Annotated in this window: 20 protein-coding genes; 6 read left to right on the top strand and 14 right to left on the bottom strand. The window is 72.4% G+C overall.

All coding sequences use genetic code 11. The features are described 5' to 3' along the window. Position 1: 1 nt before the first annotated feature. From ACFY2L_RS07950 to ACFY2L_RS07960, 3 genes are read right to left on the bottom strand one after another with little or no spacing between them, the layout of a single operon-like run. Positions 2-1,231 (bottom strand): serine hydrolase domain-containing protein, encoded by a 1,230-nt coding sequence (locus ACFY2L_RS07950; RefSeq protein ID WP_390821802.1) that lies wholly within the window; start codon positions 1,229-1,231, stop codon positions 2-4. Between the two features lie 58 nt (positions 1,232-1,289). Beyond that, positions 1,290-2,708, bottom strand: coding sequence for an MFS transporter (locus ACFY2L_RS07955; RefSeq protein WP_390821803.1), 1,419 nt, complete (start codon positions 2,706-2,708; stop codon positions 1,290-1,292). After that, the gene (locus ACFY2L_RS07960) at positions 2,705-3,295 is read right to left on the bottom strand and encodes a TetR/AcrR family transcriptional regulator (protein ID WP_390821804.1); all 591 of its coding nucleotides are present in this window, start codon (positions 3,293-3,295) and stop codon (positions 2,705-2,707) included. The genes ACFY2L_RS07955 and ACFY2L_RS07960 overlap by 4 nt, the downstream gene beginning before the upstream one ends. Before the next feature lie 80 nt (positions 3,296-3,375). On the opposite strand from ACFY2L_RS07960, the gene ACFY2L_RS07965 reads away from it, so the two are divergent. Beyond that, on the top strand, positions 3,376-3,825 hold the full coding sequence (locus tag ACFY2L_RS07965; protein ID WP_390658650.1) for a PPOX class F420-dependent oxidoreductase: 450 nt from the start codon (positions 3,376-3,378) through the stop codon (positions 3,823-3,825). Between the two features lie 127 nt (positions 3,826-3,952). Here the strand turns inward: ACFY2L_RS07965 and ACFY2L_RS07970 are convergent, their stop codons facing one another. Together ACFY2L_RS07970 and ACFY2L_RS07975 are read right to left on the bottom strand one after the other, a co-directional pair. Continuing rightward, positions 3,953-5,296 carry an MFS transporter gene (locus tag ACFY2L_RS07970; RefSeq protein WP_390658649.1) on the bottom strand — a complete coding sequence of 448 codons (1,344 nt, stop codon included), beginning with the start codon at positions 5,294-5,296 and terminating at the stop codon, positions 3,953-3,955. A gap of 305 nt (positions 5,297-5,601) precedes the next feature. Further along, the gene (locus tag ACFY2L_RS07975) at positions 5,602-6,267 is read right to left on the bottom strand and encodes a TetR family transcriptional regulator (protein ID WP_390658648.1); all 666 of its coding nucleotides are present in this window, start codon (positions 6,265-6,267) and stop codon (positions 5,602-5,604) included. A gap of 160 nt (positions 6,268-6,427) precedes the next feature. On the opposite strand from ACFY2L_RS07975, the gene ACFY2L_RS07980 reads away from it, so the two are divergent. Both ACFY2L_RS07980 and ACFY2L_RS07985 read left to right on the top strand, forming a co-directional pair. Then, positions 6,428-7,303 carry a shikimate dehydrogenase gene (locus ACFY2L_RS07980; protein WP_390658982.1) on the top strand — a complete coding sequence of 292 codons (876 nt, stop codon included), beginning with the start codon at positions 6,428-6,430 and terminating at the stop codon, positions 7,301-7,303. Positions 7,304-7,324: 21 nt separating this feature from the next. Next, complete coding sequence (locus ACFY2L_RS07985) at positions 7,325-9,160, top strand: bifunctional sugar phosphate isomerase/epimerase/4-hydroxyphenylpyruvate dioxygenase family protein (RefSeq protein WP_390821805.1); 1,836 nt, start codon at positions 7,325-7,327, stop codon at positions 9,158-9,160. Here ACFY2L_RS07985 and ACFY2L_RS07990 read toward each other — a convergent pair. The 8 genes from ACFY2L_RS07990 to tkt are packed head-to-tail and all read right to left on the bottom strand — an operon-like array spanning position 9,147 to position 19,479. Beyond that, a complete protein-coding gene (locus tag ACFY2L_RS07990; RefSeq protein ID WP_390821806.1) occupies positions 9,147-10,577 on the bottom strand; it encodes a membrane-associated oxidoreductase in 1,431 nt (476 codons plus the stop codon). The two genes, ACFY2L_RS07985 and ACFY2L_RS07990, sit on opposite strands and share 14 nt — an antisense overlap. Positions 10,578-10,618: 41 nt before the next feature. Next, positions 10,619-11,212: a histidine phosphatase family protein gene (locus tag ACFY2L_RS07995; protein ID WP_390658645.1), complete on the bottom strand. Its 594-nt coding sequence runs from the start codon at positions 11,210-11,212 to the stop codon at positions 10,619-10,621. Between the two features lie 8 nt (positions 11,213-11,220). Beyond that, on the bottom strand, positions 11,221-12,099 hold the full coding sequence (gene gnd, locus ACFY2L_RS08000; RefSeq protein ID WP_390658981.1) for a phosphogluconate dehydrogenase (NAD(+)-dependent, decarboxylating): 879 nt from the start codon (positions 12,097-12,099) through the stop codon (positions 11,221-11,223). Between the two features lie 18 nt (positions 12,100-12,117). Continuing rightward, positions 12,118-13,782 (bottom strand): glucose-6-phosphate isomerase, encoded by a 1,665-nt coding sequence (pgi, locus tag ACFY2L_RS08005; protein WP_390658644.1) that lies wholly within the window; start codon positions 13,780-13,782, stop codon positions 12,118-12,120. Then, positions 13,775-14,710, bottom strand: coding sequence for a glucose-6-phosphate dehydrogenase assembly protein OpcA (opcA, locus tag ACFY2L_RS08010; protein ID WP_390658643.1), 936 nt, complete (start codon positions 14,708-14,710; stop codon positions 13,775-13,777). Before opcA ends, pgi begins: the two co-directional genes overlap by 8 nt. Further along, positions 14,707-16,242 (bottom strand): glucose-6-phosphate dehydrogenase, encoded by a 1,536-nt coding sequence (gene zwf, locus ACFY2L_RS08015; RefSeq protein WP_390658642.1) that lies wholly within the window; start codon positions 16,240-16,242, stop codon positions 14,707-14,709. Before zwf ends, opcA begins: the two co-directional genes overlap by 4 nt. After that, positions 16,239-17,384 (bottom strand): transaldolase, encoded by a 1,146-nt coding sequence (tal, locus tag ACFY2L_RS08020; RefSeq protein ID WP_390658641.1) that lies wholly within the window; start codon positions 17,382-17,384, stop codon positions 16,239-16,241. Before tal ends, zwf begins: the two co-directional genes overlap by 4 nt. A 19-nt stretch (positions 17,385-17,403) precedes the next feature. Then, positions 17,404-19,479, bottom strand: a complete 2,076-nt coding sequence (gene tkt / locus ACFY2L_RS08025) for a transketolase (protein WP_390658640.1) — start codon at positions 19,477-19,479, stop codon at positions 17,404-17,406. Between the two features lie 146 nt (positions 19,480-19,625). Between tkt and ACFY2L_RS08030 the strand changes: the two genes are divergently transcribed. The 3 genes from ACFY2L_RS08030 (at position 19,626) to ACFY2L_RS08040 (ending at position 22,214) form a co-directional block, all read left to right on the top strand. Then, positions 19,626-20,522, top strand: coding sequence for a helix-turn-helix domain-containing protein (locus tag ACFY2L_RS08030; protein ID WP_390658639.1), 897 nt, complete (start codon positions 19,626-19,628; stop codon positions 20,520-20,522). Between the two features lie 178 nt (positions 20,523-20,700). Then, entirely contained in the window at positions 20,701-21,471 is a 771-nt protein-coding gene (locus ACFY2L_RS08035; RefSeq protein ID WP_390821807.1) for a 2-phosphosulfolactate phosphatase, read from the top strand. A 62-nt stretch (positions 21,472-21,533) separates the two neighbouring features. Beyond that, entirely contained in the window at positions 21,534-22,214 is a 681-nt protein-coding gene (locus ACFY2L_RS08040) for an SDR family NAD(P)-dependent oxidoreductase (protein WP_390821808.1), read from the top strand. Positions 22,215-22,283: 69 nt separating this feature from the next. Here the strand turns inward: ACFY2L_RS08040 and ACFY2L_RS08045 are convergent, their stop codons facing one another. Then, positions 22,284-23,675 (bottom strand): glycoside hydrolase family 16 protein, encoded by a 1,392-nt coding sequence (locus tag ACFY2L_RS08045; protein ID WP_390821809.1) that lies wholly within the window; start codon positions 23,673-23,675, stop codon positions 22,284-22,286. Positions 23,676-23,806 lie beyond the last annotated feature (131 nt).

A 23,806-nucleotide genomic window follows, 5' to 3' on the forward strand; every position in this document is an offset into this window, starting at 1 on the left:
GTCAGCCGTTCACCGCCTCGTGCACCAGCCGCTTGAGGTCGGGGTACAGCTTCAGCGACCTGCGCGGCCGCACCTGGGTCAGGAACTGGACGCTCACATCGCGGCCGGGGTCGATCCAGAAGGTGGTGGTGGCGACACCGCTCCAGCCGTAGGTGCCGGGGCCGGACGGGGCCTGGGTGCGGTCCGGGTCGACGACCACGGAGACGCCCAGGCCGAAGCCGACGCCGTCGTTGCCGGGTTCGTCGTGCGCCGGGCGGCTGCCGAAGGCCCGCAGGTCGGCGCCGCCGGGGAGGTGGTTGCGGGTCATCAGGTCCACCGTCTCCGGGGCGAGCAGGCGGACACCGTCGAGTTCGCCGCGGCGGCGCAGCAGCTCGCTGAAGCGGTGGATGTCGTATGCGGTCGCCACCATGCCGCCGCTCCCCGACAGGAAGCGGGGGCGGCCGGAGAGCGGCAGCCCCGGGATCGGTTCGATGCCGCCGCCGTCGGTGTCGCCGTACAGCTCGGCGAGCCGGCCGGCCTGCTCCTCGGTGACCTGGAAGCCCGCGTCCGGCATGCCCAGCGGCCGGAAGATCCGCTCGGCGAGGAACGTGTCGAGGGGCTGCCCGGAGACGACCTCGATGATCCGCCCCAGGACGTTGGTGGCCACCGAGTAGTTCCACTGGGTGCCCGGCTCGAACTGCAGCGGCAGCCGCGCGTACGCCTCGACGGTCCCGGCCAGGTCGGAGCCGGGCAGCACCGCCGACTCCAGACCGGCCTCGCGGTAGAGGGCGTCGACGGGGTGGCAGTGGTAGAAGGCGAAGGTCAGCCCGGCCGTGTGGGTCATCAGATGCCGCACCAGCATCGGCTGCTCCACGGGACGGGTGGTGAGCCCGTCGCCGGAGCCGCCCGCGTACACCCGCTGGCCGGCGAAGGCCGGGAGATGGTCGGCCACCGGGTCGTCGAGCCGCAGCCGGCCCTCCTCCATCAGTATCAGCGCGGCGACGGAGGTGACCGGCTTGGTCATCGAGTAGATCCGGTACAGGGTGTCGGCCTCGACGGGCAGCCCGGCGGCGATGTCGCGGTGGCCGTGGGTGGTGAGATGCGCGACCCGGCCGCCCCGGGAGACGGCCACGAGGAATCCGGGCAGCCGTCCCTCGTCGACGTAGTGGGCGACATGCTGGTCGAGGCGGTCCAGTGCCTTCGCGTCCAGCCCGACCTCGCTCGGGTCGACCTCTTGTCGCAGCAGTGCCATCGTTCTCCTCCGGTGCGCTCGTGCGAGGTGCGGTCCGGGTTGCCCCTCCCGTACGACCTCAGTCCTCATGGTCGCGCAGGGCACGGGCGTACGGACCGCTTTCCACGCCGTGATCGGTGTGGGGTGTGTCGCTTCGACCAGCCGCGGAGCTGGCGGGTGCGGGTGCGGGCGTGGGTGCGGGTGCGGCGGCGGAGAGCCCCGGCAGCGCGCGGCAGAGCGGGAGCGCCGCCAGGGCCGCCACGCCCAGCACGGCCGTCGGCGCCCGGTCCGGGCCGAGGTCCATCAGAACGGCCGCCGCGGCCACCCCCAGCACGGGTCCGACGTTCATCGCCGTCTGCTGCAGCCCGCCCGCCACCCCGGCGGACTCGGCGGGTGCCTGCCGTACGACGACATGTGTCGCCGCCACCATCACGGTGCCGAACCCGGCGCCCACCAGGGCGAACCCGGCGGCGAAGACCGCCTCGCCCGGCGCGGCGGCCAGGACCAGGAGACCGGCGCCGAGGACGGCCGTCGCCCCCGCGACCGCCGCCCGGGCACCGGTCCGGCGCAGCAGGACCGCCGCCACGGGCGCCGCCGCGATCAGGAACACCGCCAGCGGCAGACTCAGCAGCGCGCTGTGCAGGGCGGTGACCCCCATGCCGTCCTGGAGGACGTAGACGCAGGCGAACAGGGCGCCGTTGAGCGCCGCCGACGCGGTGACCAGCAGGGCGAGGGCGCCGCCGACGGCGGGGGAGCCGATGACGTCCGGCGGGAGCAGGGGCGCCGGCACGCGGCGCTCGTGCCGTACGAAGGCGACTCCCGCGAGGAGCGCCACCGGCGCGGACCAGATCGCGCCCGCGGGGGTGACGAGGGCGTGCACCAGGCAGGTCAGGGCCACCGCGAGCAGCAGGGCGCCGGGAGTGTCGAGGGAGGTGGCGGCGGGCGGCCGCCGCTCCTCCCGGGAGGTCAGGGCGAGCACGCCGAACAGCAGGGCCGGTACGACGTTGAGCAGGAACACCGCCCGCCAGCCGAACCCGGTGGCGAGCGCGCCGCCCACCACCGGCCCGGCGGCGGCCGCCACCCCGATGGCCGCGGTCCGCACGGCGATCGGCGTGCGCAGCCGGTCCGGCGGGAAGGACGCCCGCAGCATTCCCAGGGTGGCGGGCTGCAGCAGCGCCCCGAACACCCCCTGGACCACGCGCAGTCCGATCACCCAGCCCACGCCCGGCGCCCCCGCGAGGGCCGCCGACGCGGCGCCGAAGCCGAGCATGCCGACGGCGAACGTGCGCCGGTGCCCGTAGCGGTCGCCGAGCCGCCCCGCGAACACCAGCAGACCCGCCACGGCGACGAGGTAGCCGGTGCTCGTCCACTGCACCTGGGCGAGGGAGGCGTGCAGGTCGCGGCGCAGGGTGGGCTGGGCGACGGTGAGCACGGTGCCGTCCAGGGCGACGACCACGGCCCCCGCCACACTCGCGGCCAGCGTCAGGGGACGGTTCACCGGTCGCCCTCCGGCCCCAGGTGCGCGTCGAGCGCCGTCCGCAGCAGCGGTACGAAGTCGTCGGTGCCGGTGGCGAGTTGGAGGCTGCCCCAGCCCCACAGCTGGGCGATGCCGTGCAGGTTCGCCCACAGCGCACCCGCCACCGCCCGCGCGTCGGCGTCGGGCCGGACCCGGCCGACCAGGTCCACCAGGACGCCGAACAGGGGCAGGCTGGTGTCCCGCAGCCGCAGGTGCCCGCTCTCCAGCAGATCGTGACGGAACATCAGCTCGTACATGCCGGGGTTGTCCAGCGCGAACTCCAGGTAGACACGGCCCAGTCCGGTCAGCTGTGCGCGCGGGTGGGCGTCGCCGTCCGCGAGCGTCGTCGTCACCCGTACCCCCAGCTGGGCGAAGCCGCGGCGGGCGATGGCCGACAGCAGCTCCAGGTGGGTGGGGAAGTAGCGGCGGGGCGCGCCGTGCGAGACGCCGGCCCGGCGGGCGATCTCCCGCAGGGTGAGCGCGCCCGCGCCCTCCAGGGAGACCAGGTCCACGCCGACGTCGACGAGACGGGTCCGCAGATCGGGGTCGGGCTTGTCGGGTTCGCTCATGGACACTGTCTACCAGTCGGCGTAGACACTGTCTACCGCCGCGGGGAATGCGCCCCGGTGGTGCGCCGGTTGTGCCGGACATGACTCAGGACACGACGCGCAACGCACTGCTCGCACTGCTCTCGGAAGGCCGCGGCGGAGTACTGGTGACCCTCAAGCGCGACGGCCGGCCCCAGCTGTCCAACGTCAGCCACCACTACGATCCGCAGGAGGGCGTCATCCGGATCTCCGTCACGGACGACCGCGCCAAGACCCGCAATCTGCGCCGCGACCCCCGCGCCTCCTACCACGTGACGACCCCGGACCGCCGCGCCTACACGGTCGTCGAGGCCACCGCCGACCTCACCCCGGTCGCCCGGGACCCCTACGACGCGACGGTGGAGGAACTCGTCCGCCTCTACCGCGACGTCCTGGGCGAACACCCCGACTGGGAGGACTACCGCGCCGCCATGGTCCGCGACCGCCGCCTGGTGGCGCGGCTGCGGGTGGAACGGGCGTACGGGATCCCGAAGGGCGCCCTGGACGGCTGACACGGCGTGTACGCCCCTCGCCGCGGGCCCGGACGTCCGCAGCGGGCCGCGGGACCCGTGACGAGAGCCGAGCCCCCGGCGCCGTGCAGGCGTCCGGGGGCTCGGGACTTCCGAGGGGGGAACGGGGTCAGGCCGTCACCGTCTCCGGCTGGGGGACCTCGCGGGCGCCCCGCTCACCCAGCCGCTCGGTCGGGATCCGCACGGTCTCCCTGGCCGACAGGGCCGCGATCACCGGCGGGACGCACAGGGCCGCCGTGAACAGGGCCACCGAGGACCAGTCGTCGCCGTTCGGGCCCGCGATCTCCGCCGCGAAGGTGACCGCGAAGCCGGCCACGGCGAAGCCGATCTGGGTGCCGATCGCCATGCCGGACAGCCGGACCCGGGTGGAGAACATCTCGCCGTAGAAGGAGGGCCACACGCCGTTCGCGGCGCTGTAGACCACACCGAAGGTGACGATGCCCAGGACCAGGGTCAGCGGGTAGGAGCCCGTGGAGATCGACCACAGGTACAGGAACATCATCACCGCGCTGCCGGCCGCGCCGATCAGGAAGACGGGGCGGCGCCCGATGCGGTCGGAGAGCGTGGCCCACGCCGGGATCGCCGCCAGCGCCACCAGGTTGGCCAGCGCGCCCACCCACAGCATGGAGGAGCGGCTCATGCCGACCGAGTCGCTGGTCGCGTACGCCAGTGCCCACACGGTGAAGATGGTGCTGACCGAGGCGACGAGCGCGCCCCCGATCACCCGCAGCACGTCCGCCCAGTGCTCCCGCAGCAGCACCGCCAGCGGCAGCTTCACGACCTCACCCGTGGCCTGCTGCGCGGCGAACGCCGGGGTCTCCTCCAGCCTGCGCCGGATGACGTAGCCGACGACGGCGACCGCGATGGACAGCCAGAACGGCACCCGCCAGCCCCACGACAGCAGCTGGTCCTCGGGCAGCGCGGCGATCGGGATGAACACCAGGGTGGCCAGCAGCTGCCCGCCCTGGGTGCCGCTCAGGGTGAAACTGGTGAAGAAGCCGCGCCGGTTCGGCGGCGCGTGTTCGAGCGTCATGGAGTTGGCGCTGGCCTGCTCCCCGGCCGCGGAGACACCCTGCAGGACCCGGCAGGCGACCAGCAGCACCGGCGCGAGCGTGCCGACCTGGGCGCGGGTGGGCAGACAGCCGATGAGGAACGTCGAGACGCCCATCAGGATCAGCGTGAAGACCATGATCTTCTTGCGGCCCAGGCGGTCGCCGACGTGCCCGAGGAAGAGCGCGCCGACCGGGCGGGCCGCGTAGGCGACACCGAAGGTGGCCAGCGACAGCAGGGTCGCCGTGGCCGGGTCCGACTCGTCGAAGAAGACCTTCGGGAAGATCAGCGCGGCCGCGCTGCCGTAGATGAAGAAGTCGTAGTACTCCAGGGCGCTGCCGATCCACGCCGCCGTGGCGGCTTTCTTCGGCTGGCCGGGGGGTGCTGCGGCGGGGACGGACACGGCGTGCTCCTTCGGGGAAACTCCAACGTACGGGGAGTGAGGCAAGGGGAGAAGGGCCGGATCCCTGGGGTGCGGGGCGGCTGCGGCCGGGTCGTCGCCCGGCTAATTAACCCACTGGGTAGTTAGTAGCGGATGGCCAGTGATGTTGCGCTGATGTTTCCCCGCTGTCAATAGGTCACGCGGAAGGATCTCTCACGGTCCGAGGGCGGGCCGGCCGCCACCGGGCCGCCGTCTGCGGTGTGCCGTCCGCCGTCCGCCGTCCGCCGTCCGCCTGGCCGCCGTCCGCCGTTGCGCGGGCCCGGCCGTCAGTCCGCCGCGCGCTCCGCCGTCAGGTACGCGATCACCATGTCGCCGAGCATGGTCCGGTAGTGCTCGCGCTGGGCCGGGTCCACCAGGTCGCGGCCGAACAGGGCGCCGAAGGTGTGCCGGTTGGCCACCCGGAAGAAGCAGAACGAGCTGATCATCGCGTGCAGGTCGACGGCGTCCACCTCCGCCGTGAACAGCCCGGACTCCCGGCCGGCGGCGAGGATGCGGCGGATGACGTCGAGCGCGGGCGAGCCGATCTTGCCGAGTTTCTCGGAGGCGGCGATGTGCTCGGCCTCGTGGATGTTCTCGATGCTCACCAGGCGGATGAAGTCCGGGTGCTGCTCGTGGTGGTCGAAGGTCAGCTCGGCGAGGCGCCGGATCGCCGCCACCGGGTCCAGGTGCTCGACGTCGAGCCGCTGCTCGGCCTCGCGGATCACCCCGTACGCCCGCTCCAGGACGGCTGTGAACAGCTGCTCCTTGCCGCCGAAGTAGTAGTAGATCATCCGCTTGGTGGTGCTGGTGCGGGCGGCGATGTCGTCGACGCGGGCCCCGGCGTAGCCGACGCGGGCGAACTCCTGGGTCGCCACGTCGAGGATCTCGGCCTGGGTCCGGGCGGCGTCACGCGTGCGCCCGTTGGGTCGTGCCGGTTCGTCGGCGCTGGTCATCGGGTTCCTTCGGGCGGCGGGGTGCAGTGCAGCGATTCTAGGAGGCCGATCCCGCCCTGTGAGGGGAGAGGGCTTCCCCCGGCACCCGGCTTGGTGTTATGACTAACTCACCAGTTCGTACATTAGCCAGCCGCTCAGGAGGTCCGCCGTGACCAAGGACGTGACCAAGGACTCGTATCTCGTCGGACTGATCGGTTCCGGCATCGGCCCGTCGCTCAGCCCCGCGCTGCACGAGCGCGAGGCCGACCGGCAGGGGCTGCGCTACCTGTACCGGCTGATCGACATCGACGTCCTGGGGGTCGGTCCGGAGGCGGTCGGGGACCTGGTGCGGGCCGCCCGTGACCTGGGCTTCGACGGACTGAACATCACCCATCCGTGCAAGCAGCTGGTCATCGGGCACCTCGACGCGCTCTCCCCGCAGGCCGAGGCGCTCGGCGCGGTCAACACCGTCGTCCTCGAGGGCGGCAGGGCCGTCGGCCACAACACGGACGTCACCGGCTTCGCCGCCTCCTTCGCCCGCGGTCTGCCGGACGTCCCGCTGGAGCGGGTCGTGCAGCTGGGCGCGGGCGGCGCGGGCGCGGCCGTCGCCCACGCCACGCTCACCCTAGGCGCCGGACGGGTCACCGTCGTCGACGCGCTGCCCGCGCGGGCGGCCGCCCTCGCCGCCTCCCTGAACCACCACTTCGGCGACGGCCGCGCCGACCACGCGGGCGCCGACCGGCTGCCGCAGCTGCTCGCGGCCGCCGACGGCGTCGTGCACGCCACCCCCACCGGCATGGCCGCCCACCCCGGCCTGCCCTTCCCGGCCGAGCTGCTGCGCCCCGCCCTGTGGGTGGCCGAGGTCGTCTACCGCCCGCTGGAGACCGAGCTGCTGCGCACCGCCCGCGCCCTGGGCTGCGCCACCCTCGACGGCGGCGGCATGGCCGTCTTCCAGGCGGCGGACGCGTTCCGGCTGTTCACCGGCCGGGAACCCGACAGCACCCGCATGCTCGCCGACATCGCCGAGCTGGCCGGCGCCGTCACCGCCCCGAACTGACCAGAACCACGAGGTGCCAAGGTGCGTACGTCCATCGCCACCGTCTCCCTGAGCGGATCCCTCACCGAGAAGCTCACGGCCGCGGCCCGCGCCGGCTTCGACGGCGTCGAGATCTTCGAGAACGACCTGCTCGCGAGCCCCCTCACCCCCGAGGAGATCCGCGCCCGCTGCGCCGACCTCGGTCTCACCGTCGACCTCTACCAGCCGATGCGCGACATCGAGGCCGTGCCCGAGGAGGAGTTCGCCCGCAACCTGCGCCGCGCCCGCAGCAAGTTCGAGCTGATGGGCCGGCTCGGCGCCGACACCGTCCTGGTCTGCTCCAGCGTGTCCCCGCTCGCCGAGGACGACGACGCGCTCGCCGCCGAGCAGCTCGGCCGCCTGGCCGGCCTGGCCCAGGACTTCGGCATGCGCGTCGCCTACGAGGCGCTCGCCTGGGGGCGGCACGTCAGCACGTACGACCACGCCTGGCGCATCGTCGAGGCCGCCGGTCACCCGGCGCTCGGCACCTGCCTGGACAGTTTCCACATCCTCTCCCGGAGTTCCGGGCCCCAGGACCTCGAGGGCATCGCGGACATCCCCGGCGAGAAGATCTTCTTCCTGCAGCTGGCCGACGCCCCGCTGCTCGGCATGGACGTCCTGCAGTGGAGCCGCCACCACCGCTGCTTCCCCGGACAGGGCGGATTCGATGTGACGGATCTTGTACGCCGTGTATTGCATACAGGCTACGACGGCCCGCTCTCGCTCGAGGTCTTCAACGACGTCTTCCGCCAGGCCGAGGCCGGCCCGACCGCCGTCGACGCCCGCCGCTCCCTGCTCCTCCTCCAGGAGGAGCTCGGCATCACGGCCCTGCCCGCCCCGGCCGCACCCACCGCAGTCGCCTTCACCGAGCTGGTCACCCCGGACGCCCAGCCCGTCTCCACCCTGCTCGGCTCCCTCGGCTTCGCCCGCACGGCCCGCCACCGCGGCAAGCCCGTCGACCTGTGGGAGCAGGGCGAGGCCCGGATCCTCGTCAACACCGGACCGGCCGCCCACGCTCTGCCTCGCTCGCGCGGGGGGACCCCCACCGACGGCACCACCCTCGCCGCGATCGGCCTGGAGTCACCGGACCCGGCCGCCGCCGCCCGCCGCGCCGAGGCCCTGCTCGCCCCCGTCCTGCCCCGCCGCCGTGCCGCCGAGGACGCCCCCCTCGACGCGGTCGCCGCCCCCGACGGCACGGAACTCTTCCTGTGCGCGACGAACCGCCCCGGCCTGCCCGACTGGCGCGCCGACTTCGAGGACGTCCCGCACGCCCCGGCCGCCACGGACACCCTGCGCGTCGACCATGTCGCGCTCACCCAGCCCTGGCACCGCTTCGACGAGGCCGTCCTCTTCCACCGCGGTGTCCTCGGCCTCGACCCGCAGGAGAGCGTCGACGTCGCCGACCCCTACGGGCTGCTGCGCAGCCGCGCCGTCACCGGCGGCGACGGCGCCGTCCGCTTCCCGCTCACCGTCGGCGCCGCCCCCGGCGACGACACCGCCCAGGCCCGGCACATCGCGCTCGCCACCGACGACGTGGTCGCCGCCGCCCGCCGCTTCACCGCGGCCGGCGGGCGGCTGCTGCCCATCCCCGCCAACTACTACGACGACCTCGCGGCCCGCTACGCGTTCGCCGACGGCGAGCTGGAGACCTACCGGGACCTCGGCATCCTCTACGACCGCGACGCGCACGGCGTCTTCCGGCACGTCTACACCCGGACCGTCGGCCGGGTCTTCTTCGAGCTCGTCCAGCGTGACGGCGGCTACCGGGGCTACGGCGCCGCCAACGCGCCGGTGCGGCTCGCGGCCCAGCACGCCGTGAGCCGGCTCATTGCCGGCTGACCGTCCGGGTCACGCCCGCGACCACGGTCGTCGCCAGGATCCAGCCGGTGACGACGAGGACGTACGACAGCGTCTGGTACCCGCCCCGCGGGGCGAACGCGCCCTCCTGCCCGAACGAGATCACCGGCAGCAGCAGGTCGAGGGTGTAGAAGACCGGGTCGAAGCGGGGCGCCTCGCCGGCCTTGAGCGCCGGCGGGTGATGCCCGGCGTACACGAGGGAGCCGACGGCCAGCAGCGACAGCAGCCAGACGGCTGCCCGCAGCGGGCGGAAGCCGTAGCCGACGGCCGCGTCCTGCAGATGCCCCCACACCTTCCCGTACCAGGGGAGCGTGGACCGGCGGCGGCGCTGCTTGGCGAGCTGGACCAGCCGCGCGGCCTGGTCGTCGCCGATGCGCCGGTACGCGGCCGTCAACTGCTCGTACGCGTGCGGGTCGAAGCCCTCGCCGTCCCGCTCCAGCATCGGCAGCCGGCGCTCGGCGGGCTCGTGCGGGGTGAGGAAGGTGTAGGTGAGGTCGAGCAGCCGCACCTGGTCGGGCAGCATCTCCGGCTCGACGTCGAGCTGGTTGATCTCGGCCCGCCGCAGATTGAGCATGCCCTCCACCCGCGGGCCCCGGCGCAGCCAGAACTCGCCGATCACACAGCTGCTCGCGCGCAGGGCGGTGCCGCCCGGGTTGGACAGCCGGGCGTCCAGCAGGTCCACCCGGCCCGGTACGCGGGCGCCGCGCAGGTCGATCCGCCCCTGCGCGCGCAGCCGGCGGGCGAGCAGGTTGGCGCCGACGTCGAGGGCCTCGGCGTCCAGGACACGGGCGCCGGGGTTGCCGAGCTCGGCGTCCTCCAGGTCGAGCGAGCCGGCCACGGTCGCCCCGTCGAGCCGGATCAGCCCCCGGGCACGCAGACCACGGGCGCACAGGTCGTCCTCGACGGTGACCTGGTTGAGCTGGAGCACCGGCTGCGCGGCGGGCGCGGCCACGGCGATCTCCGCGCCCTCCAGGAACAGGGCCCCGCTGATCTGCGCCCCGTCCAGACGAACCGGCCCGCCGAACCGGCAGCGCGTCAGCCGCAGGCTGCCGTCGATCCGGGCCCGCGTCACCGACAGACCGGGCATGCCGGAGTCACGCAGGCTGAGATAGCGCAAGTGGGCGCCGACGAGGTCAGGGGCGTCCGTGAAGCGGCAGTGCGTCAGGTGGATGACGCTGCCCACCGTCGCGTACCGCAGGTCCAGGACCCCGGTGACGCATGCGCCCCGGACCTTCAGGGCCGCTATCTCCCCGGGTTCCTCGGGGCCGTTGAGGAGCAGCGCCCGCAACACGACGGCTCGCACCGCCTGTTCGCCGTCCTCGCGGAAGTCCACCTCCGCCCCCGTCGCGAAGGCCCGCCAGAGGCGCCGTTCGGCCGGTGTCAGATCGTCGATCTCCATCAGCCGCGACTCTGGCGGGCCCCGTGCGCGGTGTCAACCGGCTACGGCCTGACGTTCCACTCCGCGATCACGGACCGCCCGTGCTCCGTGGACAGCCGGCTGTAGGTTCCCGTGGCCAGCTGGAACAACCGGCCTTCCGCGGGTGGGAGTCCGAGCCGGCGGGCCGCCAGGACCCGCAGGAAGTGGCCGTGCGCGACGAGGACGGCGTCCCCGCCGCAGTTCGCGAGCGCCGCGTCCACCCGGGACAGCACCCGGTCGGCGCGCAGTCCGATCTCCTCGGGCGACTCACCGGGGTGCCCGTCGGGACCGGGCGGCACGCCGTCGGTCCACAGGTCCCAGGCGGGGCGGGTGCGGTGGATCGTGACGGTGGTGACGCCCTCGTAGGCGCCGTAGTCCCACTCGTGCAGGTCCGACTCGGCGAGGGCCCCGCCGATGCCGGCGAGTTCGGCGGTGCGCACCGCGCGCCGCAGCGGGCTGGTCAGGGCGAGGCAGAAGGGCCGGCCGGAGAAGAAGGGAGCGAGCGACTTCGCCTGTATCTCACCCTGTTCGGTGAGAGGCAGGTCGGTGAAGCTGGTGTGCTGCCCCGACCTGCTCCACTCCGTCTCGCCGTGCCGGACCAGGAGAACATCCCCCACTTGCCCGCCTACTTCGCCGACTCGACGGCGTGGCCGCCGAACTGGTTGCGCAGCGCCGCGATCATCTTCATCTGCGGCGAGTCGTCCTGACGGGACGTGAACCGCGCGAAGAGGGAGGCGGTGATGGCGGGCAGCGGCACGGCGTTGTCGATGGCGGCCTCGACCGTCCACCGTCCCTCGCCCGAGTCCTGCGCCCAGCCGCGCAGCTTGTCGAGGTGCTCGTCCTCGTCGAGGGCGTTCACGGCCAGGTCGAGCAGCCAGGACCGGATGACCGTGCCCTCCTGCCAGGAGCGGAAGACCTCGCGCACGTCCGTGACCGAGTCGACCTTCTCCAGCAGCTCCCAGCCCTCGGCGTAGGCCTGCATCATGGCGTACTCGATGCCGTTGTGGACCATCTTCGAGAAGTGCCCGGCGCCCACCTTGCCCGCGTGGACGTAGCCGTACGGACCCTCCGGCTTGAGCGCGTCGAAGACCGGCCGGAGGCGGTCCACGTGCTCCTTCTCGCCGCCGACCATCAGGGCGTAGCCGTTCTCCAGGCCCCAGACGCCGCCGGAGACGCCCGCGTCGACGAAGCCGATGCCCTTGGCGCCGAGTTCGGCGGCGTGCTTCTCGTCGTCCGTCCAGCGGGAGTTGCCGCCGTCCACGACGGTGTCGCCGGCCTCCAGCAGATCGCCGAGTTCGTCGATGACGGACTGGGTGGCGGGCCCGGCCGGGACCATCACCCAGACGGTGCGCGGCGCCTGGAGCTGCCCGACGAGTTCGGTGAGGTCCTTGACGTCGGAGAGGTCGGGGTTGCGGTCGTAGCCGATGACGGTGTGGCCGGCGCGGCGGATGCGCTCGCGCATGTTGCCGCCCATCTTGCCGAGACCGATCAGGCCCAGCTGCATCGCTGTCATGTCAGTTCACTACTTCCTGAGTTCACGGTAGGCGGCCACGAGGGCGGCGGTGGAGGGGTCGAGACCGGGGACGGACTCCGCCGCGGCGGCGGCAGACGAGAACGTCTCGGTCAGGGCGGGCTCGACGCGCCGGGCGAGGACCTTGCCCAGCTCCACGCCCCACTGGTCGAAGGAGTCGATGTCCCAGACCGCGCCCTGCACGAACACCTTGTGCTCGTAGAGCGCGACGAGCTGGCCGAGGACCGAGGGGGTCAGCTCGCGGGCCAGGATCGTGGTGGTGGGGTGGTTGCCCCGGAAGGTGCGGTGCGCCACCTGCTCCTCGGGCACACCCTCCGCGCGCACCTCGTCGGCGGTCTTGCCGAAGGCGAGCGCCTGACCCTGCGCGAACAGGTTGGCCATCAACAGGTCGTGCTGCGCCTTGAGTCCGTCGCTCAGCTCGCCGACGGGACGGGCGAAGCCGATCAGGTCGGCCGGGATCAGCTTGGTGCCCTGGTGGATCAACTGGTAGTACGCGTGCTGGCCGTTGGTGCCGGGCGTGCCCCACACCACGGGACCGGTCTGCCACTCCACCGGCCGGCCCGCCCGGTCCACCGACTTGCCGTTGGACTCCATGTCGAGCTGCTGGAGGTAGGCGGTGAACTTCGACAGGTAGTGGCTGTACGGCAGGACCGCGTGCGACTGGGCGTCGAGGAAGTTGCCGTACCAGATGCCCAGCAGGCCCAGGATCAGCGGGGCGTTGGCCTCGGCGGGGGCGGTGCGGAAGTGCTCGTCGACGAGGTGGAAGCCGTCGAGCATCTCACGGAAGCGGTCCGGTCCGATGGCGATCATCAGGGAGAGGCCGATCGCCGAGTCGTAGGAGTAGCGGCCGCCGACCCAGTCCCAGAACTCGAACATGTTGGCCGTGTCGATGCCGAAGCCGGCCACCTTCTCCGCGTTGGTCGACAGCGCCACGAAGTGCCGGGCGACCGCCTTCTCCTCGCCGCCCAGACCCTCCAGGAGCCAGGAGCGGGCCGAGGTCGCGTTGCTGATCGTCTCGATGGTGGTGAAGGTCTTGGAGGCGACGACGAACAGCGTCTCCGCCGGGTCCAGGTCCCGTACCGCCTCGTGGAGATCGGCGCCGTCGACGTTGGAGACGAACCGGAACGTCAGCGAGCGGTCCGTGTACGCGCGCAGCGCCTCGTACGCCATCGCCGGGCCCAGGTCGGAGCCGCCGATGCCGATGTTGACGACGTTCCTGATCCGCCTGCCGGTGTGGCCGGTCCACTCGCCGGAGCGGACCCGCTCGGCGAAGTCGCTCATCCGCGCGAGCACCGCGTGCACGGCGGGCACGACGTTCTCGCCGTCGACCTCGACGACCGCGTCCGCCGGAGCGCGCAGCGCGGTGTGCAGGACGGCGCGCCGCTCGGTGACGTTGATCCTCTCGCCGCGGAACATGGCGTCCCGCAGCCCGAACACGTCGGTGGCGGTGGCCAGTTCGGTCAGCAGGGCCAGTGTCTCGTCGGTGACCAGGTTCTTGGAGTAGTCGACGCGCAGGTCACCGACCCGCACCACGTACCGCTCAGCGCGCCCGGGGTCCGCCGCGAACAGCTCCCGCAGATGCGCGTGCCACCCGGCGCGGTGGTCCGCCAGCGCGGTCCACTCGGGCCGCCGGGTGAGCCGAGGTGTGTCAGACATGGGAAGGGGTCTCCTTGGTCGCCTCGCCCCGCAGGGCGACGGCGTACATCTCGTCCGCGTCGAGGCGCCTGAGCTCCTCGGCGATGAGTTCGGAGGTGGTGCGGACCTTCAGCGCGAGGGTGCGCGAGGGCTGGCCCGGCAGGGTGAGCGTGGCGAGGGGCCCCTCGGGACGGTCGATGACGATCTCACCGCTCGCGGTGCCCAGGCGCACGGCCGTGACGACCGGGCCCGCGGTGACCACGCGGTCGATGCGGACGTTCAGCCGCGCCTCCAGCCAGCGCGCCAGCAGCTCGGCGGCCGGGTTGTCGGCCTCGGCCTCCACCGCCCCCGACACGATCGGCACCCGGGCCTGGTCCAGGGCCGCCGCCAGCATCGAACGCCACGGCGTCAGCCGGGTCCAGGCCAGGTCGGTGTCCCCGGGGGCGTAGGAGCGCTCCCGGGTCTCCAGCGTCCGCAGCGGGTTCTCCACCGCGTACAGGTCGGTGATCCGGCGCTGCGCGAGCGCGCCCAGCGGGTCCTTGGACGGGTTCTCCGGCGCGTCCACCGGCCACCACACGACGACCGGCGCGTCCGGCAGCAGCAGCGGCAGGACGACGGAGTCGGCGTGGTCGGACACCTCGCCGTAGGTCCGCAGGATGACCGTCTCGCCGGTGCCGGCCTCCGAGCCGACGCGCACCTCCGCGTCCAGCCGCGAGTGGGTGCGCTCGCGGGGGGTGCGGGCGTGCCGCTTGATGACGACCAGGGTGCGCGAGGGGTGCTCGTGCGAGGCCTCCTCGGCCGCCTTGATCGAGTCGTAGGCGTTCTCCTCGTCCGTGACGATGACCATCGTCAGGACCATGCCCACCGCGGGTGTGCCGATGGCGCGGCGACCCTGCACCAGCGCCTTGTTGATCTTGCTTGCCGTGGTGTCGGTCAGGTCGATCTTCATGGCCTGCGCCAGCTCCGTCCGTCTCGTGCGAGCATCTCGTCGGCTTCCTTCGGACCCCAGCTGCCCGAGGGGTACTGCGCGGGCCTGCCGTGTGTCGCCCAGTACTCCTCGATCGGGTCGAGGATCTTCCAGGACTCTTCCACTTCCTGGTGGCGCGGGAAAAGGTTGGCGTCGCCGAGCAGCACGTCCAGGATGAGGCGCTCGTACGCCTCGGGGCTGGACTCGGTGAAGGACTCGCCGTAGGCGAAGTCCATCGTGACGTCCCGGATCTCCATCGAGGTGCCGGGCACCTTCGAGCCGAACCGGACCGTGATGCCCTCGTCCGGCTGGACGCGGATGACGATCGCGTTCTGCCCGAGCTCCTCGGTGGCGCTGGAGTCGAAGGGGGAGTGGGGCGCCCGCTGGAACACCACCGCGATCTCGGTGACCCGCCGGCCGAGCCGCTTGCCGGTGCGCAGGTAGAACGGGACGCCCGCCCAGCGCCGGTTGTCGACGTTCAGCTTCACCGCGGCGAACGTGTCCGTGGTGGACGCCGGGTCGATGCCGTCCTCCTCCAGGTAGCCGCGCACCTTGGCACCGCCCTGCCAGGCACCCGCGTACTGCGCCCGCACCGTGTGCCGGCCCAGGTCCTCCGGCAGCTTCACGGCCTTCAGCACCTTGAGCTTCTCGGTGAGCAGCGAGGCCGCGTCGAAGGCGGCGGGCTCCTCCATGGCGGTCAGCGCCATCAGCTGCAGCAGATGGTTCTGGATGACGTCACGGGCCGAGCCGATGCCGTCGTAGTAGCCGGCCCGGCCGCCGATGCCGATGTCCTCGGCCATGGTGATCTGCACATGGTCCACGAAGGACCGGTTCCAGATCGGCTCGAACATCGTGTTGGCGAACCGCAGCGCCAGGATGTTCTGGACCGTCTCCTTGCCCAGGTAGTGGTCGATGCGGAACACCTGGTCCGGCTCGAACACGTCGTGCACGACCGCGTTCAGCTCCTGCGCGCTCGCCAGGTCGTGTCCGAACGGCTTCTCGATGACCGCCCGCCGCCAGGAACCCTTCGGCGCGTTCGCCAGCCCGTGCTTCTTCAGCTGCTCGACGACCTTCGGGAAGAACTTCGGCGGCACGGAGAGGTAGAAGGCGAAGTTGCCGCCGGTGCCGCGGGAGGTGTCCAGCTCGTCGACGGCCGCCTTGAGCTGCTTGAACGCCGTGTCGTCGTCGAAGTCGCCGGGGATGAACCGCATCCCCTCGGCGAGCTGCTGCCAGACCTCCTCACGGAACGGGGTGCGCGCGTGCTCGCGCACCGCGTCGTGGACGACCTGTGCGAAGTCCTGGTCCTCCCAGTCCCGGCGGGCGAAGCCGACGAGCGAGAAGCCCGGCGGCAGCAGCCCGCGGTTGGCGAGGTCGTAGACCGCCGGCATCAGCTTCTTGCGGGACAGGTCGCCCGTCACACCGAAGATGACGAGGCCGGACGGCCCGGCGATCCGGGGCAGACGCCGGTCGCGGGGATCCCGGAGGGGGTTGTCCCACACAGGGGTGGTGCTCATTCCGCGTCAGCTCCCTTGCTCAGCAGCGACTTCGTGACCGTGTTCAGCAAGTCCTCCCACGCCGTCTCGAACTTGGCGACACCCTCGTCCTCCAACCGGGTGACCACCTCGTCGTACGAGATGCCGAGTGCCGCCACGGCGGCCAGGTCGGCGCGGGCCTGTGCGTAGCCGCCGGTCACCGTGTCGCCGGTGACGGCACCGTGGTCGGCGGTGGCGTCCAGGGTGGCCTCGGGCATGGTGTTGACGGTGCCCGGCGCCACCAGATCGTCCACGTACAGCGTGTCCTTGTATGCAGGATCCTTCACACCGGTGGACGCCCACAGCGGACGCTGCCTGTTCGCCTTCGCCCCGGCCAGCGCGGTCCAGCGGTCACCGGCGAAGACCTCCTCGTACGCCTCGTAGGCCAGCCGCGCGTTGGCCAGCGCGGCCCGGCCCTTCAGCGCGAGGGCCTCGTCCGTGCCGAGCACCGTGAGCCGCTTGTCGATCTCGGAGTCGACGCGGGAGACGAAGAAGGAGGCCACGGAGTGGATCAGCGAGAGGTCGAGGCCCCTGGCGCGGGCCTTCTCCAGGCCGGCCAGGTAGGCGTCCATGACCTCGCGGTAGCGCTCCAGCGAGAAGATCAGCGTGACGTTGACGCTGATGCCCAGGCCGATGACCTCGGTGATCGCCGGGAGGCCGGCCCTGGTCGCCGGGATCTTGATCATGACGTTGGGGCGGTCGACGAGCCAGGCGAGCTGCTTGGCCTCGGCGATGGTGGCCGCCGTGTCGTGGGCGAGGCGGGGGTCGACCTCGATGGAGACCCGGCCGTCGCGGCCGCCGGAGGCCGTGAACACGGAATGCAGGACATCGGCTGCGGCCCGCACGTCGGCGGTCGTCATCATCCGGACGGCCTCGTCGACCGTCACGCCGCGCACCGCCAGATCGGCGAGCTGGTCCTCGTAGCCCTCGCCGGAGCCGATGGCGGCCTGGAAGATGGACGGGTTCGTGGTGACGCCCACGACGTGCTTCGTGGCGACGAGTTCGGCGAGGTTGCCGGACTGGATCCGCTTGCGCGACAGGTCGTCCAGCCAGATGGAGACGCCTTCGTCGGACAGGCGCCGCAGGGCTCCCGCGGAGGCGGTCGCTTCGGTCATTGTGATCATCTTCTTTCGGGCGTTCGGATCAACCGCGCGCGGCGGCAAGGGATTCCCGGGCCGCGGCGGCGACGTTGTCGGGGGTGAAGCCGTACGCGGCGAACAGGGTGTCCGCGTCGGCGGAGGCGCCGAAGTGCTCGAGGGAGACGATGCGGCCCGCGTCCCCCACGAACCGGTACCAGGTCAGACCGATGCCGGCCTCGACCGCGACCCGCGCCTTCACCGCCGGCGGCAGGACGCTGTCGCGGTAGGCGCGCGGCTGCTCCTCGAACCACTCCACGGACGGCATCGACACCACGCGCGTCCCGATCCCCTCGGCCTCCAGACGCTCCCGCGCGCCGACGGCGAGCCGCACCTCGGATCCCGTGGCGACGAGGATCACGTCCGGGACCTCGGTCGAGGAGTCCTGGAGGACGTAACCTCCCTTGGCCGCGTCGGGGTTGGGCGCGTACGTCGGCACGCCCTGGCGGGTGAGGGCCAGACCGTGCGGGGCGGGCTTCGTGGCGTGCCGCTTGAGGATCTCGGCCCAGGCGATCGCGGTCTCGTTGGCGTCGGCCGGGCGGACCACGTTCAGGCCCGGGACGGCGCGCAGCGACGCGAGGTGCTCGACCGGCTGGTGGGTGGGGCCGTCCTCGCCCAGGCCGACGGAGTCGTGCGTCCACACGTACGTGACCGGCAGCTGCATCAGCGCCGACATGCGCACCGCGTTGCGCATGTAGTCGGAGAACACCAGGAACGTGCCGCCGTAGACGCGGGTGTTGCCGTGCAGGGCGATGCCGTTCATCTCCGCGGCCATCGAGAACTCGCGGATGCCGAAGTGCACGGTACGGCCGTACGGGTCGGCCTCGGGCAGCGGGTTGCCCTCGGGGAGGAAGGAGGAGGTCTTGTCGATGGTGGTGTTGTTGGAGCCCGCGAGGTCGGCGGAGCCGCCCCACAGCTCGGGGAGGACGGCGCCCAGCGCCTGGAGCACCTTGCCGGAGGCGGCACGCGTGGCGACGGACCTGCCGGGCTCGAACACCGGCAGCGCGTCCTCCCAGCCCTCCGGGAGCTGACCGGCGACGACCCGGTCGAACAGCTCCGCCCGCTCCGGGTGGGCGCCGCGCCACGCGTCCAGCCGCTTGTCCCAGGCGGCGTGGGCCTCGGCGCCCCGGTCGAGGGCGGCGCGGGTGTGGGCGAGGACGTCGGCGTCGACCTGGAAGGAGCGCTCGGGGTCGAAGCCCAGCACCCGCTTGGTGGCGGCGACCTCCTCCGCGCCGAGTGCGGAGCCGTGCGAGGCCTCGGTGTTCTGCGCGTTCGGGGCGGGCCAGGCGATGATCGTGCGCAGCGCGACGATCGACGGGCGGCCGGTCTCGGCCTGCGCCGCCTTCAGGGCCGCGTACAGGGCGGGTACGTCGACGTCGCCGTTCGCGGCGGGCTCGACGCGCCGCACCTGCCAGCCGTACGCCTCGTACCGCTTCAGCACGTCCTCGGAGAACGCGGTCGCGGTGTCGCCCTCGATGGAGATGTGGTTGTCGTCGTAGAGGAGGACCAGGTTGCCGAGCCGCTGGTGGCCGGCCAGCGAGGAGGCCTCGGCGGAGACGCCCTCCTGCAGGTCGCCGTCGGAGACGATCGCCCAGATCGTGTGGTCGAACGGGGACTCGCCCCGCGGGGCGTCCGGATCGAACAGGCCGCGCTCGTACCGGGCAGCCATCGCCATGCCGACGGCGTTGGCGACACCCTGGCCGAGCGGCCCGGTGGTCGTCTCGACGCCGGCGGTGTGCCCGTACTCGGGGTGCCCGGGCGTCTTGGAACCGTGGGTCCGGAAAGCCTTCAGGTCCTCCAGGTCCAGCTCGTAGCCGGAGAGGAAGAGCTGGGTGTAGAGGGTCAGCGAGGTGTGGCCGGGGGAGAGGACGAAGCGGTCACGGCCGGTCCACTCCGGGTCGGCCGGATCGTGACGCATCAGCTTCTGAAAGATCGTGTACGCGACCGGGGCCAGGCTCATCGCGGTGCCGGGGTGGCCGTTGCCCACCCGCTGGACGGCATCCGCCGCCAGAAGGCGTGCGGTGTCGACGGCACGCCGGTCGAGTTCGGTCCACTCGAAGCTGTTCGGCGTCTGCGTGCTCATCTTCAAGAAGTCCTCGATGGGAGGGGGAGACGTGCTCTGACGCGTTCAAAAGTAAAAGTCTGACTTTTACGAGGGAAGGTCTGTCTGTGTCAGCCTGTGGTGAAAGTGGGACACGGACGGCGGCAGCAGGACGGCGCGAGAACGACATGGCGGACAGAAACCCCCGACACGAGACCGTCGGCGACGGCATCAGAACCTTCCCCTTCCCGGTCGAACGGAGCGTCGGCGGCGTCGGCATGCAGGTCGGCCCCATGGGCCCCGGCCGCACCTGGAGCGCCGAGGGCGCGCCGTTGGACCGTGTCCACCGCATCGACTTCCACGTGGTGATGCTGTTCGACGACGGTCCCGTGCACCACATGATCGACTTCGCGGAGTACGAGGCGACGGCCGGCGATCTGCTGTGGATCCGCCCGGGACAGGTCCACCGCTTCTCGAAGTCGAGCGAGTACCGCGGAACCGTTCTCACCATGCAACCCGGCTTCCTGCCCCGCGCCACGGTCGAGGCCACCGGCCTGTACCGCTACGACCTGCCGCCCCTGCTGCGCCCCGACCCGGCCCAGCTCGCGGGACTGCGCGCGGCGCTGACCTGTCTGCGCCAGGAGTACGAGGACCACGCGACCCTCCCGCTGAGTCTGCACACGGCGGTGCTGCGGCACTCCCTGACCGCGTTCCTGCTGCGGCTCGCGCACCTCGCGGCGAGTTCGGCGGAGGCAGGGCGGCGCACCGAGTCGACGTTCACCCTCTTCCGGGACGCCGTGGAACGGGACTTCGCGACCAATCACAGCGTCAGCGCCTACGCCGACGCCCTCGGTTACTCCCGCCGCACCCTGGTACGGGCGGTCCGCGCCGCCACCGGCGAGACGCCCAAGGGCTTCATCGACAAGCGGGTGGTCCTGGAGGCGAAGCGGCTGCTGGCCCACACGGACCTGCCGATCGGGCGCGTCGGCGCGGCGGTGGGCTTTCCCGATCCGGCGAACTTCTCCAAGTTCTTCCAGCTGCACACGGGGCAGACGCCGGTGGGGTTTCGGGCGGAGTTGCGGTGAGGGGGCGTCGGCGGTCGGCGGTCGGCGGTCGGCTGTCGGCGGTGGACGGAGTGCCGGTCGCCGGCCGGCGGTTACCGGTCGGTGGTCGGCGGGAGCCTGTCGGCGGGCGACTGTAGACAGTTGACGACCGACCGGCGGGGTTGAGGCCCGCGGGGGTTTGCGTCGAGACTCCCCTCTCATGACTGACTGGTTCCTGCAGCAGGGGCACGGGGTGCGGTTCGAGTGGGGTCCCGTCGGGGCCCGGCGGCTCGCCGAGGAGGTCGCGTGCCTCGTCGTGGTCGACGTTCTCTCCTTCACCACCTCGGTGACCGTCGCTGCGGAGCGCGGGACCCGCGTCTTCCCCTACGCCTGGCGCGACGGGACGGCGCACGCCTTCGCCCGCGAGAGAAAGGCCGAACTCGCCGTGGGGCGCAGGGAGATGACGCCGGACGCGCCTTGGTCCCTCTCGCCCGCCGCCCTCCGCACGGCCCCTCTCACCCCCCGGCTGGTCCTGCCCTCGCCCAATGGCTCGGCCATCGCCGCCGCGGCCGGAGACGCGACCGTGATCGCGGGCTGTCTGCGCAACGCGACGGCCGTGGGACGCCTGCTCGCCGCCCAGGGGTGCGGAACCGAGCACCGCCCCGTCGGTGTCGTCGCCGCCGGCGAGCGCTGGCCGGACGGCAGCCTGAGACCCGCGCTGGAGGACCTGCTGGGCGCCGGCGCGATCATCGCCGAGCTGCGCGGGCAGGGGGCCGGCCCCCTGTCGTCCGAGGCCGCCGCCGCACGGGCCGCCTTCACCGGGACCCCGGACCTGGCGGACACCGTGGCCCGCTGCTCCTCGGGACTCGAACTGGTCCGGGGTGGCTTCCCCGAGGACGTCGCGATCGCGACCGAGCTGGACGCCTGCTCCGCCGTGCCCGTGCTCACGGACGGCGCCTTCACGGCCGTGTCCGACGCGGGATCGGGCTGATCGGTTCCCCCTTCTGGCAAGGTCGAGCCCGGCACGAGTCGGGGCGACGAAGGGGCGCGGCAGTGATCGCACTGGTGACGGGGGCGAACCGGGGAATCGGACACGAGGTCTCCCGCCAACTCCTCGGCCTGGGCTGGACGGTCCTGGTCACCGCCCGGTCCGGGCGGGCCGCCGCCGAGGCCGCTGCCCGGCTCGGCGCCGGTGCGCATCCGCTGCGGCTGGACGTGACGAGCGCGGCGGACGCGGAGGCGGCGGCCGGGGTCCTGCGGGAGCGGTTCGGCGGACTCGACGTCCTGGTGAACAACGCGGCGATCACCTACGACACCTGGCAGCGGGCCGCCGACGCCGACCTGGACGTCGTACGCGAGGCCATGGAGACCAATCTGTACGGGCCGTGGCGGCTCGTCCAGGCCGTGCTGCCGCTGCTGCGGGCGAGCGGTCGGCCGCGCGTCGTGAACGTCTCCAGCGAGGGCGGCTCGCTGGCCGGCATGACCGGCGGGACGCCCGCCTACTCGGTGTCCAAGGCCGCGCTCAACGCGCTCACCCGGATGCTCGCGGGCGAACTGGGCGCCGACGGCGTGCTGGTCAACTCGGTCTGTCCCGGCTGGGTCGCCACCGACATGGGCGGCCCGGGCGGCCGGCCCGTCGCCGAGGGGGCCGCCGGGATCGTGTGGGCCGCGACGCTGCCCGACGACGGCCCCACGGGCGGCTTCTTCCGCGACGGGCACGCGCTGCCCTGGTGACCCTTCGCCGGTTCGGTGCCGGGGTCCGGCCCTCGCCAGGACCGGACTCCGGCACCGACCCGGCCCCGGTCAGTGACCGAACGTGAACCAGTTGACGTTGACGAAGTCCGCCGACTGCCCGCTGGTGAAGGTGAGATACACGTCGTGTGTCCCGGTGACGGCGCTGATGTTCGCCGGAACCGTCTTCCAGGTCTGCCAGCCGCCCGTGTTGGCCACCGCGAAACTGCCGACGGGAGTGCTCGTACGGCTGTCCAGGCGCACCTCGACCAGTCCGCTGACCCCGGCGGCGGCACCGCTGGCGACCCGTGCGCTGAACTGGGCCGCGGCCGTCGAACCGAAGGTGACGCCCTTGTACAGCGCCCAGTCGCCGTTGGCGAGGTATCCGATGTCCTGGCCGCCGCCGGTGTCGGTCGTGGTCTCGGTCGTGACGCCGGACTGGCTGTCGTACGACTCGGCCTGGATCGTGGAGTAGGCGTCACGGCTGCCGGACGGCGGGGTCGTGGTACCGCTCCCACCGCCCGCGGCCTGGAGCACCTGCACATAGTCGACGACCATCGGGTGCCCCGGTTCGGTGGCGCTGTCGAGGCCGCCGCCGAACGCGTCGGGGAAGGCCCCGCCCATCGCCACGTTCAGGATGACGAAGTAGCCGTGGTTGGTGGCGTTGGCCCAGGTGGTCGCGTCGACCTGACTGGCCGTCACGGTGTGGTAGTTGACGCCGTCGACGTAGAAGCGGATCGCCTCGGGGCTGACCGAGCGGTCCCATTCCATGGCGTAGGTGTGGAAGCCGGACTGGCAGGTGGTGCTGGGGCAGGCGACGGAGTTGCCGATGCCGGTGGTCTCGTTGCACGGGCCGCCCGGGTTGGTGCCGCAGTGCATGGTGGCCCAGACCTTGTTCAGGCCCTGGACGTTCTCCATGATGTCCAGTTCGCCGACGCCCGGCCAGTTCTGGTAGTTGCCCCGGTACGGGGCGCCCAGCGCCCAGAACGCCGGCCAGTAGCCCTCGGCGGCGGTGCCGGTGACGTTCGGCATCTGCAGCCGGGCCTCCACCCGCAACTTGCCGCCGGACGGGGGCTGGAAGTCGGTGCGGACGGTCTCGATGCGGCCCGAGGTCCAGTTGCCGGCCGCGTCGCGCAGCGGGGTGATGCGCAGATTGCCGTTGCCGTCGAGTGAGACGTTGCTGGTGCTGCTGGTCATCGTCTCGACCTCGCCGGTGCCCCAGTTGGCGGGGCCGCCCGGATACGAAGTGCCGGTGCTGTACTGCCAGTTGGAGGTGTTGACGCCCGTCCCGGCGGCGCCGTTGAAGTCGTCGAGGAACACCTGCGTCCAGCCCGAGGGGGGCGTGGGCGCGGAGGCGTTCGCGGGCAGGGTGACGGCCGTCGCCGCGGCGGCCGCCAGGCCGAGGGTGCCGAGGACGGCGACGAGAGCGCGTCGCCGTCTCGACATGCCGGAGGGTGCACTCATGGGGGACCTCTCGGGTACGGAGGAGTGGGGTGCGGGTGACTGTGAGAGCGCTCTCAAAGTGGGCCCAATGTGCTCTCCGTGCCGAGAGTCGTCAAGACTTAAAGCGAGGAAAGTCCTTTCGCCGCAAGGAA

Origin of the sequence: Streptomyces sp. NPDC001381, assembly GCF_042895685.1 — a bacterium.
Lineage (GTDB): Bacteria > Actinomycetota > Actinomycetes > Streptomycetales > Streptomycetaceae > Streptomyces.

Bases quoted from the DNA above. Each gene is read 5' to 3' on its own strand.
- tkt (WP_390658640.1), bottom strand. From the start codon at position 19,479: ATGAGCACGCAGACGCCGAACAGCTTCGAGTGGACCGAACTCGACCGG.
- ACFY2L_RS08045 (WP_390821809.1), bottom strand. From the start codon at position 23,675: ATGAGTGCACCCTCCGGCATGTCGAGACGGCGACGCGCTCTCGTCGCC.
- ACFY2L_RS08030 (WP_390658639.1), top strand. From the start codon at position 19,626: ATGGCGGACAGAAACCCCCGACACGAGACCGTCGGCGACGGCATCAGA.
- ACFY2L_RS07950 (WP_390821802.1), bottom strand. From the start codon at position 1,231: ATGGCACTGCTGCGACAAGAGGTCGACCCGAGCGAGGTCGGGCTGGAC.
- pgi (WP_390658644.1), bottom strand. From the start codon at position 13,782: ATGTCTGACACACCTCGGCTCACCCGGCGGCCCGAGTGGACCGCGCTG.
- zwf (WP_390658642.1), bottom strand. From the start codon at position 16,242: ATGAGCACCACCCCTGTGTGGGACAACCCCCTCCGGGATCCCCGCGAC.
- ACFY2L_RS07975 (WP_390658648.1), bottom strand. From the start codon at position 6,267: ATGACCAGCGCCGACGAACCGGCACGACCCAACGGGCGCACGCGTGAC.
- ACFY2L_RS07965 (WP_390658650.1), top strand. From the start codon at position 3,376: ATGACTCAGGACACGACGCGCAACGCACTGCTCGCACTGCTCTCGGAA.
- ACFY2L_RS07990 (WP_390821806.1), bottom strand. From the start codon at position 10,577: ATGGAGATCGACGATCTGACACCGGCCGAACGGCGCCTCTGGCGGGCC.
- tal (WP_390658641.1), bottom strand. From the start codon at position 17,384: ATGATCACAATGACCGAAGCGACCGCCTCCGCGGGAGCCCTGCGGCGC.
- opcA (WP_390658643.1), bottom strand. From the start codon at position 14,710: ATGAAGATCGACCTGACCGACACCACGGCAAGCAAGATCAACAAGGCG.
- ACFY2L_RS07960 (WP_390821804.1), bottom strand. From the start codon at position 3,295: ATGAGCGAACCCGACAAGCCCGACCCCGATCTGCGGACCCGTCTCGTC.
- gnd (WP_390658981.1), bottom strand. From the start codon at position 12,099: ATGCAGCTGGGCCTGATCGGTCTCGGCAAGATGGGCGGCAACATGCGC.
- ACFY2L_RS08035 (WP_390821807.1), top strand. From the start codon at position 20,701: ATGACTGACTGGTTCCTGCAGCAGGGGCACGGGGTGCGGTTCGAGTGG.